Source organism: Nocardia heshunensis, from assembly GCF_054782115.1.
Genome location: NZ_BAAGTC010000009.1, coordinates 479,522 through 492,513, shown reverse-complemented (window position 1 = coordinate 492,513; position 12,992 = coordinate 479,522). Strand labels below are relative to the sequence as shown.

Here is a 12,992-nt window from a genome sequence, read left to right as displayed (position 1 = left end):
GATGGTTTCTGCTGGGTAAGGTGGCCACGTGAGCCGGCGCATCCCAGTCCTGATCGTGGCCGGGTTCCTCGGTGCCGGGAAGACGACGCTGCTCAACCGGTTGCTGCGGACCCGGAACCTGCGGATCGGCGTGGTGGTCAACGACTTCGGGGCGGTCAATATCGACGCCATGCTGGTGGCCGGGCAGGTCGACGCCATGGTCTCGCTGGGCAACGGGTGCGTGTGCTGCGCGGTGGACGTGAGCGAACTGGACGATCTGTTCGACCGGCTGGCGCATCCGCGGCAGAAGATCGACGTGATCGTGGTGGAGGCCAGCGGGCTGGCCGAGCCGCGCAATCTCATTCGGATGGTGGTCAACAGCGACAATCCGCGCATTCGGTACGGCGGGCTGGTCGAACTCGTCGACGCCGAGCACTTTCCCGAAAGCAGTGCTCAGCACCCGGAACTCGTCACCCATCTGCGCATGGCGGATCTGGTGGTGCTCAACAAGGCCGACCGGGTCGAGCCGGCCGAACTGGAGCGGCTGCGCTCGGAGATCAGCGAACTGGTCGGGCAGGTGCCCGTGTATCCGACCAGCCACGGGCGCATCGATCCGGGACTGCTGTTCGATGTGCCCACTCGCGATCCGCAGCAGCCTCGCGTCGGTGAACAGCTCAGCTTCGACGAGCTACTGCACGACGAGCCCATGCCGCACGAGCACGGCGAGCACTGCCACGACGGCGGCTGTGATCACCGGCACCTGCACGACGCCTACGACAGCGTCTCCTTCACCTCCGACACGGACCTGAATCCGCGCGAACTCATTGCGCTGCTGGAGGATCCGCCGTCAGGACTGTTCCGCGCCAAGGGCGTGCTGGGGTTCGCCGTGCCCGACGACCGGCGAAAGTTCGTGCTGCACATGGTCGGCCGCCACATCACCCTCGAACCCACCGCCTGGTCCCGGCACGAGCCCCGGGTCAGCACTCTGGTCCTCATCGGCTCCGGCCTCGACGAGCACGACATCCGCGCCCGCCTCGACGCCACCGTCCACCGCGCCGACGACCCCCTCGACGACCACGCCCTGCTCCCCGTCTGGCGCTACGTCCCGGCCGACGACGCGCTTGTCGGCGAGGGCTGACTCCGCCTCGAATTCCGCGCGTAGCTCGGCCACCTCGGCGGCCAGCTCATCGCGCATCTGCTCGCGCTCGGCCAGCGCGACCCGCATGGTCTCGACACTGTCGTTCATCGCGGCCAACCGCTGATCGGCCGCCTTGAGCTGCCACTCCACCACATCGCGCCGCCCCACCTCGGCACTCGCGTACTTCACCCACCCGACCACATAGTCGACCCACTCCTGCGGCTTGGGCACATCCTTCGGATTGTCGAACCCCTTGCGCTGCGCGGCCTTGGTCGACAACACCAACTCCGACCGCTTCCCCCGCCCCGGCGAATTCATCTCCGCCATCGACAACTTCCCCATGCTGGTCACCACCGCGGTGAACCGATACTTCCCCGCCAAATGCATCCGCAACTCAGCGGTCCCCCGCCCATCCGAATCCATCGCCCCCAGCCAAGGCCCCTCCGCGGCCTCGATGATCGCCGCCAGAATCTCCAACTGCCCCACCCCGCGCCGCAACCGCGCCGCCGCCGTCCGCAGCGCCCCGGGCGTAGCCGTCATCTGATCCCAATGCATCCACCGAACATACTTCCGGTGCGTCCGCGATCAGCGACCGCCGTGCAAGCGCGTCGCATCAATCGACCGATCTTCGACGATTACGGCTGAAAGACCTCGTCAAGCGTGTCCGCAGTCAGCACCCGCGCGGTCCACACCTGCAGCAGGTCTGAATCTGCCCCATGCACCGTCGCCGCAACCTCTGCGGACAAGTCACCAAATTTCAGAGTCAATATGTCGATCAGCGCCAAGACCCGCCCACGAATCTCACCGCGAGCTTCTCCCCTGGCCTCCCCCTCGGCGCGCAAGCGGTCCGCAGTTGTCATGATGACCTCCTTGGCCTGAGGGCCGAGCTGTCCGATGAAGGCGTCGAGATCAGCTTCAATGGGCGACTCTGGTGCTCGATCAGCATGTAGATCAGGGCTTCGCGGCTGTCGAGTCGAGTGCTGAACAACAAGTCACTGAAGCGGGACCGTAGCTGTGGGGAGACGAAGCTGCACGGCTCCAGTGTCAGTTCGTCCCACCGCACCCGTGGAACAAGGGCCGGAGGCATATTGGCTCGCAACTCTCCAGCGGCATCAATAGGGCGACCGAGAACACGCCGGAAGTAGGCGTCATGCGGATTGCTCGGCGTCTCAGCCATAGTCGGGCAACCTACGCTGTCGTCCTGCCTCGCAATCGATTTCACGCAGACATGCGATCCCGACACGCGCAACGCCCGGTACCAGCTGCGGAACTACGACTGCTATGCGACCAAGTTCTGACCCGTTGGTGATTCTTGCCATAGCCTGGCGGCGTGCGAGTTGTGGTGGCTAATCGTGGTGAGGTGGCGGTCCGGGTCGTGCGGACGGCTCGGGAGCTCGGGTACGAGACGGTGGTGTTGCATACCGCCGAGGACTCGGGGAGTTTGGCCGTGCGGTTGGCGGACGTGCCGATTGTGATGGCGGGGAGCGGGGTCGCCGGGTATCTCGACATCGATTCGGTGGTGCGGGCGGCTGCAGCCTGTGGGACTGGCGCGCTGGTGCATCCGGGGTACGGGTTTCTCAGTGAGAGTGCGGAGTTCGCGACCGCCTGCGCGGCGGCGGGGCTGATCTATATCGGGCCTTCGCCGGAGGTGCTGCGGGTTTTCGGGGACAAGGTGGCGGCGCGGGAGGCGGCCGCCCAGGCGGGGGCGACGTTGCTGCCTGCGACCAAGTCGGGGGTTTCGGCCGATGAGGTGGCGGCGTTCCTGGCCGATCATCCGGGCGGGGTGATGGTGAAGGCTGCCGCGGGCGGCGGCGGGCGCGGGATGCGGCCGGTCGTGGACCCGACGCTGGTGGCCGAGGCCGTCGAGCGGTGCCGGGCCGAGGCGCTGGCCGGATTCGGCGACGACAGGGTGTACGCCGAAGCGCTGGTGACCCGGGCCCGGCATATCGAGGTGCAGGTGGTGGCCGACGGGGTTGCGGCGGTGGCGTTGGGCGATCGGGATTGCAGTGTGCAGCGGCGGCGGCAGAAGCTCGTCGAGGTTGCGCCCGCACCGGAACTGCCGGTGGGAGTGCGTGATCGGGTGCATCGAGAGGCGGTGCTGATTGCGGAGGCGGTGGGCTGCCGCGGCGTGATCACCGTGGAGTTCCTGGTCGAGGGCCCGAATGTGTGGTTCCTGGAGGTGAATCCGCGACTGCAGGTGGAGCACACCGTCACCGAGGCGGTGATGGGCGTGGATCTGGTTGCGGTGCAACTGGACCTGGCGCGCGGCAAGACCTTGGCGGAGCTGGATCTGCCCAAACACGAGCCGCGCGGCTGGGCGGTGCAAGCCCGGGTGAATGCCGAACTGCTGGCCGCCGACGGGGCGATCCTGCCGAGCGCCGGGGTGATCGCGCGGTTCGACGCGCCCACCGGTTTCGGGGTCCGCGTCGACACGGCCGCGCAGGTGGGCATGCGGCAGGGGGTGCGATTCGATTCCCTGCTGGCGAAGATCATCGCGCACGCCTCGTCGTATCCGGCTGCACTGCAACGCTGTTCGGATGCGCTGGCGGAGACGGTGATCGGCGGGGTCGATACCAACCTGCCGCTGCTGCGTGCGGTGCTGGCCGAATTGAGCGCGGGCGGACCGGTGACTACGGACTGGTTCGAAGAGCAGCTCGACGAATTGCGCACGCGGGCAGAGGGTTACGAGGCCCCGACACCACCACAATCCCAGGAGCAGGCGAACGCCACCGCGTTCGAGCTCACCGAGGAAGAACAGGCCCTGCGCTCCCCCATGGGCGCCACCGTCGTATCGCTCGCCGAGCCGGGCACCGTCCTCGCCACCGGCGCGGAAGTCGCCGTGCTGGAAGCGATGAAGATGCAGCACGTGCTGCGCGCCACCGAACCCCTGCGGGTGCTGCGGCACGCGGTCGCGCCGGGCGACGTGGTCGATCCGCACGCCGTGCTGGTGACCTGGGTGGCGGCCGATCACGACGGCCCGGCGACGGAATCGACCGTGGTGGACCTGGACTCGGTGCGCGCCGATCTCGCCGAGGTGCGCGCCCGCCACGAGACGACCCTCGACGCCGAGCGCTCGACCGCGGTCGCCAAGCGGCATCGCCTGGGCCGCCGCACCGCCCGCGAGAACATCACCGATCTGGTCGACGCGGACAGCTTCGTGGAGTACGGCGCGCTCGCGGTCGCCGCGCAGCGCAGCCGCCGCAGCCTCGAGGACCTGATCGCCAACACCCCCGCCGACGGCCTGATCGCCGGGGTCGCCACGGTCAATGCCGATCGCTTCGGCCCCGACCATTCCCGGGCGCTGATCATGTCCTACGACTACACCGTGCTGGCGGGCACCCAGGGCATGCGCAATCACGTCAAGACCGACCGCATGCTGGAACTGGCTCGCGAGCAACGCCTTCCGGTGGTGTTCTTCACCGAGGGCGGCGGCGGACGGCCCGGCGACACCGACCACGGCGGCATCTCCGGACTCGACGTCACCACCTTTCGCGCCATGGGCGCGCTGTCGGGCAAGGTGCCGTTGATCGGCATCGTGTCGGGCCGCTGCTTCGCCGGGAACGCGGCCCTGCTGGGCATGTGCGATGTCGTGATCGCCACCCCCGACGCCAATATCGGCATGGGCGGACCGGCCATGATCGAGGGCGGTGGGCTGGGCGTGTACGCGCCCGAGGACATCGGGCCGGTATCGGTGCAGCGCCGCAACGGAGTCATCCACGTGGTGGCCGCCGACGAGGCCGAGGCAGTGGCGGTCGCTCGTCGGTACCTGTCGTATTTCCGAGGGGCCCTGGAAGATTGGGAAGCCCCCGATCCGCGCTTGGCCCGGCATGTGGTGCCGGAGAATCGGCTGCACGCCTTCGACATCCGCGCCGCCATCGAGTCGGTGGTGGATGTCGGCTCCGTCCTCGAAGTGCGCCGCGACTGGGGTGTCGGGGTTGTGACCGCGCTGGTCCGTGTCGAAGGCCGCCCGTTCGGGCTCATCGCCAATGACTGCCACCACCTCGGCGGCGCGATCGACGCACCCGCCGCCGACAAGCTCAGCGCCTTCCTGCAACTGTGCGGCGCGCACGGCCTGCCCATCGTCTCACTCTGTGACACACCGGGTTTCATGGTCGGCCCGGAAGCCGAGGAACACGCCACCGTCACCAAGTTCAGCCGCCTGTTCATCGACGCCGCCGCCCTCGAGGTCCCCTTCGGCACCGTCATCCTGCGCAAGGGCTACGGCCTGGGCGCGCAGGCCATGGCGGCGGGCTCCTTCCGCGCACCCCGCTTCGTGATCGCCTGGCCCACCGGCGAAATCGGCGGCATGGGTCTGGAAGGCGCGGTCCGGCTGGGCTTCGCGAAAGAACTCGCGGCGCTCGAGGACCCGGTGCAACGCCAGGCAGCCTTCGACGCCCTGGTCAAGGCCGCCTACGATGCGGGCAAAGCCCTCACCGCGGCAACGGTTCTCGAACTCGACGACGTCATCGATCCCGCCGACACCCGCCGCTGGATCCGCACGCTGCGCTGAGATTCCCCGCCCTTCATCCCAGGACCCCTCGTCATCCCGGCATGCTTTTGGCCGGGATCCACACCAATCGCGTTGGATTCCGGCCAAGAGCACGCCGGAATGACAGGTGGGGCGGGATTAGGTTGACGTTCCGCGCAGGCGGCGAAGGATCGCATAGGCCAGCGTGATCGCCGCGACTCCGCCCAAGGATTGGCGCGCACTCAAATACCTCCGCCGCCGCAACCCGCTGGCCCGAACCCGCAGCCGCTCCTCGGTGAGGTCGGCGTAGCGGCCGGGCAGCAGAGTGTCGAAGTATTCGGCGATGAAGTTGTCGGTGCGCCGCACGGGCAGCCCCATGTCGCGCATCAGCTCGTCGATGTGGTGGGTGAGGTAAGGCCCGAGGTAGTAGCCCTCCGGCCGCGCGGGCATGACCTCGGCCAGCCAACGGCCGACCCGCGTGATCTCACTGTGCATGTCGTCGACCTTCGGCACCGCCAGCTCACCCAGGAAATGCTGGGACAGCCAGTGCGCGGACACCTCCGCGGTCAGCTGGCAGGCGTCGGAGGATCCGTAACCGACAAAACCCAGCCGGGGCAACGTCGGCGGCAGGATGTGGCGGTAGAGCCGGAAGCGGCCCTCTTCGCGGACGACCTTCTCCAGTTCGGGCGCAAGGAATTCCAGTTCCTGCCGCCACCCGGTGGCGAAGACGACGATATCGGCGTCGAGCCGGTCACCCCCGGCCAACTCGACCGCGGTACTGCCGGGGAAGGCGGCAATGGTGTCGCGCCGCATGGTGATTCGCCCGCGTCGCGCCATCCGGAAGAACTCGTCGCTGATGCCCAGATTCTCGATCCCGGCGGGCAGCGGCGCGTCGGGAATCATGGCCTTGGGACAGCGCAGCGCCAACCGCGTGAACGCCGACACCGAACGCCAATACCGTTCCGTGAGCCCCTTGCCCGGCCCGTGCAGGAACCGTTCGATCCGGTTCTGCCGGTGATACCGGAAGAACGCTTCGGCGAAGCGGTTCAACACGATTCGATCCGACGGTGTGCCCCCGGGCAGGAATCGCGGCAGCATCGGATGCGCCTTGCGGAACACCAGCGTGGTGTCGCGCGCGTGCTCCCCCGCCCAGGCGGCGCAGTCCAGCGCCGACTTCCCGGCCCCGACCACCAGCACCCGCTTGCCCTTGACCAGCGCCGGATCGACGGCCTGGCTGGAGTGCAGCAGCAGTCCCCCGAACTCGTTGCCGCCCTCGATGACCGGAACCTGCGGGGTCGAGAACACGCCCGCGCATACCACCACGAAATCGAAGCGCAGGTCCTCGACCCCGTCGGGGCCGCACACCTTCAGCTCGAAGCCGTCCTCGAGCTCCGCCACCCGGATCACTTCGGTGGACAGCCGCAGCAGCGGCGCCAGCCCGAAGCGCTCCACGAAGGAGGCGAGATAGTCACGCACCTGCGGCGCGGTCGGGAACACGTCGGCCGATTCCGGGTACGGGTGCTCGGAGTAGGCGTAGGTGTCCCGGGAGTTGTTGGTGCGCAGTCCCGGATACGTTCTCGCCTCGATCCAGACACCGCCCGCGGCGTCCTCCTTGTCGAAGACGACGACCTCGAATCCGTCGTCCCGCATCACCTTCGCGGTCACCAGCCCCGCGATGCCCGCGCCGATGATCCCGACACGTTTGCCGCCCGCACTCGCCACGTCCGATGTCCCCTCTGGACCTGCACGCCCGCTGGACCCATGATCACAGCCCGGGCACACGCTACGGCAGCGCGGGGCGCGGTGTGCACGCGTCGAGGCGACTCGCCAACTGTGTCAACGGATCGGCGTGTCGCGACTTTCGGCCGAAATCGCCTGAACGGGACGAATTTACGAGATCGGGAGCTCCGGAATCCGGGTGGCACGGGCATAGACGGTCTCGCCCTCGGCCAGGTGCAACGCCTCGGCGTCACCCCGGGTGACCTGCGCGGTGAACAGGTCACCGGTGGCCGCGTTGCGCAGTTCGACGCGCACCTCGAAGCCCAGGTGCACGACCCGCTCCACCGTCGCGCGAGTGACGCCCGCGGACTGCGCGGTGCCCTCGTGCGCGGCCAGCGCCATGCTCGGATCCCGGCCGACGCGAATATCGTGCGGCCGCACCAGGTGTCCGTTGAGCTTGGCCACCGCACCCAGGAACGACATGACGAATTCGTTGGCGGGCCGGTCGTACACGTCCTCGGGGCTGCCGACCTGTTCGATGCGGCCCTTGTTCATGACCGCGATCCGGTCGGCCACATCCAGGGCCTCCTCCTGGTCGTGGGTGACCAGGACGGTGGTGACGTGGACTTCCTCGTGCAGGCGGCGCAGCCAGGTGCGCAGGTCCGCACGGACTTTCGCGTCCAGCGCGCCGAACGGCTCGTCGAGCAGCAGCACCTGCGGGTCCACCGCGAGCGCGCGGGCCAGGGCCATGCGCTGGCGCTGACCACCCGAGAGTTGCGCCGGATAGCGGTGCTGGAAGCCGTCCAGGCCGACGATCTCCAGGAGGTCGTCGACCTTCTTCTTGATCTCGGCCTTGGGCCGTTTGCGGATCTTGAGCCCGAAGGCCACATTGTCGCGCACGGTCATGTGCTTGAACGCCGCGTAATGCTGGAACACGAAACCGATGTCGCGCTTCTGCGGGGACACATTGGTGACGTCCTTGCCCGCGATGGTGACGACGCCGTTGTCCAGATTCTCGAGCCCGGCGATCGACCGCAGCAGCGTCGACTTGCCCGAACCCGACGGCCCGAGCAGTGCGGTCAGCTCGCCGGAGGGGATGTCGATGCTCACGTCGTTCAACGCGGCGAAGGTGCCGTAGCGCTTGTTCGCATTGGTCACGGTGATCATTTGGCAGTGCCCCGCTTGCGTTCTAGGAGGGTCATGAGCAGAAGGACAACAAGGGCGATGCCCATCAGCAGGGTCGCCGCGCAGTACGCGCCGAAGGTGTTGTGGTCGTTCACGTAGCGCCCGTTCACCAGCAGGGTGAGCGTCTGCGACTTACCCGGCAGACCGGTCGACACCATGATCACCGCGCCGAATTCGCCCAGCGCGCGGGCCACGGTCAGCACGATGCCGTAGGTCAGGCCCCAGCGGATCGCGGGCAGCGTGATGCGCCAGAACGTCTGCCAGCCCGACGCGCCCAGGGTGGCCGCGGCCTGCTCCTGATCGTCGCCGATCTCGTGCAGCACCGGCTCCACCTCGCGCACCACGAACGGCAGCGTCACGAAGATGGTGGCGATGACCATGCCCGGCAGATTGAAGATGATCTTCAACCCGTGGTGGTCCAGCCCACCGAACCAGCCGTTGGCACCCCACAGCAGGATCAGCGAAACACCCACCACGACAGGCGAGGTCGCCATCGGCAGATCCACCACGGCCTGCAGCAGATTGCGGCCGGGGAACTTCCCGCGCACCAGGGCGAGCGCGATGATCACCCCGAAGATCACGTTCACCGGCACCGTGATCGCCACGATCGTGATGGTCAGGTTGAACGCCGAGATGGCGGCCGGGGTCGAGATCGAGTCGTAGAACGCGCCGAGACCGTCCCCGAAGGTGCGCCACAGGATGATGCCCAGCGGCACCACCAGCAGCACGAACAGATACGCCAGCGCGACCGTGCGCAGCGAGATCTTGGTCCAGAAGCCGAGTCTCATCTACGCCGCCTCCCTTTCCTTGCGCGCCAACCGGTCCGAGGTGACCCGCAGCACGAACAGGGTGAGCAGCGAGATCGCCAGCAGCGCGACCGAGACCGCGGCGGCGTTTACCGGCCGATCCACCTCGATCTGCTGCTGGATGTACTGCGAGGCCATCTGCGTCTTCTTCGGGATGCCGCCGCCGATCAGCACCACCGACCCGTACTCGCCGATGGCACGCGCGAAGGCCAGCCCCGAACCGCTCACGATCGCGGGGGCGAGCGTCGGCAGCACGATGGTCCGGAAGGTGGTCCAGTTGTCCGCGCCCAGCGACGCGGCCGCCTGCTCCACATCCCGATCCGCCTCGATGAGCACCGGCTGCACCGAACGCACCACGAATGGCAGCGTCACGAAAGCCAGCGCCACAACGAGACCCGGCTGGGTGGCATTGAGGTGGATGTCGAACGGCGACTGCGGCCCGTACAGGGCCAGCAGCACGATGCTGGCGACGATGGTGGGCAGCGCGAACGGCAGGTCGATGAGACCGTTCACAATCGCCTTGCCCGGGAATTCGTCACGCACCAGCACCCAGGCGATGAGCGTGCCCATCACCACATTGATCAACGTCACGATGATCGAGACGAAGACGGTGACCTTCAGGGCATCCAGCGCACCCGGTGCCGTGACCGCGTCCCAGAACCCGGACCAGCCGTTCTCGAAGGACTTGACGGTCAATGCGGCCAGCGGCAGCAGCACGATGATGCTGAGCCACAGCACGGAGGTGCCGATGCCGAGCGGACCGACCGATCCACTCACCCGCAGCCAGGAACGGACCCGATTCGGGCGCGTGCCGCGCGGCTTGTCGTCTACCGAAACGCCGGAACCGAGATCGGCTCCGGCGCTCGAACTGCTGTCACTCACGGTGTCGAGTATCGCTTGTGTCGCAGGTCACCCGGTTACTTGGTCGCCTTGTCGTACAACTGGGCCACCGAACCGGTGTTCGGCGTGAACAGGTCCTTGTCCACGGTCTTCCAGCCGCCCAGGTCGTCGATGGTGTACAGCTTGGCCGGGGTCGGGAAGTCCTTGGCGTGATCCGCGCGCACCTGCGGATCGACCGGACGGAAGCCCGCCTCGGCGAACGCCTGCTGCGCATCCTTGGTGTAGAGGAAGTCGCGGAAGGCGGTGGCCTGCTTCAGGTTCTTGGCGTTCTTGAGCACCGCGACCGGGTTGTCGATGCGGAAGGTGGTGTCGGGCACGAAGTGCTCGATCGGGTCACCCTTGCTCTCGGAGAAGATGGCCTCGTTCTCGTAGCTGATCAGCACATCGCCGGTGCCCTGCAGGAAGGCGTCGGTGGCCTCACGACCCGACTTCGGCTGCACGTGCACGTGTCCCAGCAGCTGGCCCAGGTAGTCCAGACCGGCCTGCGGGTTCTTGCCGCCCTCGCTCTTGGCGGCGTAGGGGGCCAGCAGGTTCCACTTGGCCGAGCCCGAGCTGAACGGGTTGGGGGTGACCACCTCGATGCCCGGCTTGAGCAGGTCGTCCCAGGTGTGAATGCCCTTCGGGTTGCCCTTGCGCACCGCGATCGCCACCACCGAACCGAACGGGACGCCCTTGTTGGCGTCGGCATTCCAGCTCGCGTCGATCTGACCGGAGTCCACCAGGCGGGTGATGTCGGGCTCGACGGAGAAGCTCACCACGTCGGCGTCGGCCCCGTCCTTCACCTTGCGGGACTGATCACCGGAGGGACCGTAGGAGGCCTGGAACTGGGTGCCCTTGCCCGCATCGGTCTTGTTGTAGACCGGAATCACCTTGTCGTAGGCGGCCTTCGCCACCGAGTAGGCGTACAGGTTGATATTGCCGCCGCCTCCGGCCTGCGTGCCGCTGTCCTTCGAGTCGCTGGCGCCGCCGCTGCACGCGGTGAGCACGGTGGCCGCGACCGCGGTGAGAGCGACGGCGAAGGTAGATCGGCGGGAGAGACGAATATTGCGGGACATCGGCGTGGACCTTTCGAGCGATCCGCCGGGGGGACCTGGCCGGCGGAGATGACGTTGCCGTAGACCCGTCAGGAACACAGTCGTGACGGTGGCGCTCGGCCCGAAGGCCGCCGGAGACGAACACGAACTGCGAAAAGAATGCGCGCCAAGTCTACTCAGACGTGCAGCAGTGCCCGATCGGTTGATCAGCGACAGTGAATGTCGGCAACCGCGAGGCAGCCCACCGCGATCAACGCCAATTCATGGCGGACCTGGGGCACAACACTCGAAGACACGCCGCGACTTTAGCAGAGCTCCACGTCAGGCGGCCAATCCCGGACGGGGGTTGAAATCGCCTCGAGCGCAACTCTGGCCGGAATCTCGACGGCAACTCCGGCGAGAATTCGGCAGACTGGTACGCGACTCACCGCACCGGCCGACAACACGGGGGAATTCCGATGACCACACCCGCTCGCCTCCGCCGGGAGTTCCCCGGCATCTCCACCCGCGCCTGGGAACATCCCGCCGACCGCACCGCCCTGGTCGGCCTGCGCCAGCTCAGCGGATTCGACACGCTGTTGCGCACGCTGTCGGGGTTGTTGCAGGAGCGGCAGCATCGGCTCATGTACTTGGCGACCGCGGTACGGGTCGACGAGCGGCAGTTCAAGAACATCCATCAGTTGCGCGAGGACGCCGTCAAGATCCTGGACGCGCAGCGCACGCCCGAGATGTTCATCCTGCAGCACCCGAGCGCCAATGCCTTCACCATCGGCATGGACCGGCCCTTCATCGTGCTCACCACAGGGCTGCTGGATCTGCTGGATCCCGAGGAGTTGCGCTTCACCGTCGGGCACGAACTCGGGCACGCACTGTCGGGCCACGCGGTCTACCGGACCATGCTCATGCACCTGATGCGGCTGGCGGGCAGTATCGGCTGGATGCCGGTGGGCGGCTGGGCCTTGCGGGCCATCGTGGCCGCGCTGCTGGAGTGGAGCCGCAAGTCCGAACTGTCGGGCGACCGGGCGGGGCTGCTGGTCGGGCAGGACGTCGAGGCCTCGGTGCGGGTGCACATGAAGCTGGCGGGCGGCTCGCGAGTCGACGAGATGAGCCACGCCGCGTTCCTGGCCCAGGCCGACGACTACGACCGCGCGGGCGACCTGCGCGACGGCGTGCTCAAACTGCTGAACCTGGAACTACAGACGCACCCGTTCTCGGTGCTGCGGGCGGCCGAGCTGCGGCGCTGGATCGCCAGCGGTGACTACGACCGCATCCTCGACGGCCAGTACCCGCGCCGGGATCAGGACAAGGACGCCCGCATCAGCGAGGAGATCAAACACGCTGCGCGGGCGTACCGGGAGAATTTCGAACAGTCCGAGGACCCCCTGATCCGCACCGTGCGCAACCTGGGCCGGGATGTCGGCGAGACGGTGAGCACGGTGGGTCAGGAAGTCAGCGAGACGCTGTCGAAGCTGGGGAAGCGAATCCGCGGGTCGGATTAATCCTCCGCGTCGACCACGGGCGGGGTTTCGAAGATGTCGAGCATCCACTCTTCGGTGGCACTCTCGGCATCTTCCTCGTCCGGGCGGATGCGGTTGCTGAGGCGAACGCCCAGACCCAACAGCTGGGCGGCCTTCACCATCTCGATGGCCTCTTCGGGGCCGGTGTAGTGGGTGGCGATCAGACGGGGCTCGTCGTCGAAGTCCTCGTCGGACAGCACGAGTTCCAGACCTTCATCGGTTGTCGACATGGGTCAGCACAGTACG

The 12,992-nt window shown here is 67.4% G+C and carries 13 protein-coding genes; 4 read left to right on the top strand and 9 right to left on the bottom strand.

Translation table 11 applies throughout. The annotated features are described in order from the left end of the window. The first annotated feature begins 28 nt into the window (after positions 1-28). Both ACYVN4_RS30295 and ACYVN4_RS30290 read left to right on the top strand, forming a co-directional pair. Complete coding sequence (locus ACYVN4_RS30295) at positions 29-1,117, top strand: CobW family GTP-binding protein (RefSeq protein WP_460725415.1); 1,089 nt, start codon at positions 29-31, stop codon at positions 1,115-1,117. A 223-nt stretch (positions 1,118-1,340) separates the two neighbouring features. Further along, complete coding sequence (locus tag ACYVN4_RS30290; protein WP_460725414.1) at positions 1,341-1,661, top strand: hypothetical protein; 321 nt, start codon at positions 1,341-1,343, stop codon at positions 1,659-1,661. Between the two features lie 91 nt (positions 1,662-1,752). Here ACYVN4_RS30290 and ACYVN4_RS30285 read toward each other — a convergent pair whose 3' ends face one another. Next, on the bottom strand, positions 1,753-1,977 hold the full coding sequence (locus ACYVN4_RS30285) for a hypothetical protein (RefSeq protein WP_460725413.1): 225 nt from the start codon (positions 1,975-1,977) through the stop codon (positions 1,753-1,755). Beyond that, the gene (locus tag ACYVN4_RS30280; RefSeq protein WP_460725412.1) at positions 1,974-2,294 is read right to left on the bottom strand and encodes an Rpn family recombination-promoting nuclease/putative transposase; all 321 of its coding nucleotides are present in this window, start codon (positions 2,292-2,294) and stop codon (positions 1,974-1,976) included. The genes ACYVN4_RS30285 and ACYVN4_RS30280 overlap by 4 nt, the downstream gene beginning before the upstream one ends. 153 nt (positions 2,295-2,447) lie before the next feature. On the opposite strand from ACYVN4_RS30280, the gene ACYVN4_RS30275 reads away from it, so the two are divergent. Continuing rightward, on the top strand, positions 2,448-5,627 hold the full coding sequence (locus tag ACYVN4_RS30275) for an acetyl-CoA carboxylase family protein (RefSeq protein ID WP_460725411.1): 3,180 nt from the start codon (positions 2,448-2,450) through the stop codon (positions 5,625-5,627). 117 nt (positions 5,628-5,744) lie between these two features. On the opposite strand, the gene ACYVN4_RS30270 is transcribed toward ACYVN4_RS30275, so the two are convergent. The 6 genes from ACYVN4_RS30270 to ACYVN4_RS30245 form a co-directional block, all read right to left on the bottom strand. Next, positions 5,745-7,307 carry a flavin-containing monooxygenase gene (locus ACYVN4_RS30270; RefSeq protein WP_460725410.1) on the bottom strand — a complete coding sequence of 521 codons (1,563 nt, stop codon included), beginning with the start codon at positions 7,305-7,307 and terminating at the stop codon, positions 5,745-5,747. A gap of 168 nt (positions 7,308-7,475) precedes the next feature. After that, entirely contained in the window at positions 7,476-8,471 is a 996-nt protein-coding gene (locus ACYVN4_RS30265; protein WP_460725409.1) for a sulfate/molybdate ABC transporter ATP-binding protein, read from the bottom strand. Further along, positions 8,468-9,277 carry a sulfate ABC transporter permease subunit CysW gene (gene cysW / locus ACYVN4_RS30260; RefSeq protein WP_460725408.1) on the bottom strand — a complete coding sequence of 270 codons (810 nt, stop codon included), beginning with the start codon at positions 9,275-9,277 and terminating at the stop codon, positions 8,468-8,470. The genes ACYVN4_RS30265 and cysW overlap by 4 nt, the downstream gene beginning before the upstream one ends. Continuing rightward, positions 9,278-10,177: a sulfate ABC transporter permease subunit CysT gene (gene cysT / locus ACYVN4_RS30255; protein WP_460725407.1), complete on the bottom strand. Its 900-nt coding sequence runs from the start codon at positions 10,175-10,177 to the stop codon at positions 9,278-9,280. A 35-nt stretch (positions 10,178-10,212) separates the two neighbouring features. Beyond that, positions 10,213-11,250, bottom strand: coding sequence for a sulfate ABC transporter substrate-binding protein (locus tag ACYVN4_RS30250; RefSeq protein WP_460725406.1), 1,038 nt, complete (start codon positions 11,248-11,250; stop codon positions 10,213-10,215). A 185-nt stretch (positions 11,251-11,435) separates the two neighbouring features. Beyond that, positions 11,436-11,525, bottom strand: a complete 90-nt coding sequence (locus ACYVN4_RS30245) for an Ms4533A family Cys-rich leader peptide (protein ID WP_328601465.1) — start codon at positions 11,523-11,525, stop codon at positions 11,436-11,438. Positions 11,526-11,687: 162 nt separating this feature from the next. Between ACYVN4_RS30245 and ACYVN4_RS30240 the strand changes: the two genes are divergently transcribed. Next, a complete protein-coding gene (locus ACYVN4_RS30240; RefSeq protein ID WP_460725405.1) occupies positions 11,688-12,728 on the top strand; it encodes a M48 family metallopeptidase in 1,041 nt (346 codons plus the stop codon). Here the strand turns inward: ACYVN4_RS30240 and ACYVN4_RS30235 are convergent. Continuing rightward, positions 12,725-12,976 (bottom strand): hypothetical protein, encoded by a 252-nt coding sequence (locus ACYVN4_RS30235; protein WP_460725404.1) that lies wholly within the window; start codon positions 12,974-12,976, stop codon positions 12,725-12,727. The two genes, ACYVN4_RS30240 and ACYVN4_RS30235, sit on opposite strands and share 4 nt — an antisense overlap. Positions 12,977-12,992: the final 16 nt, after the last annotated feature.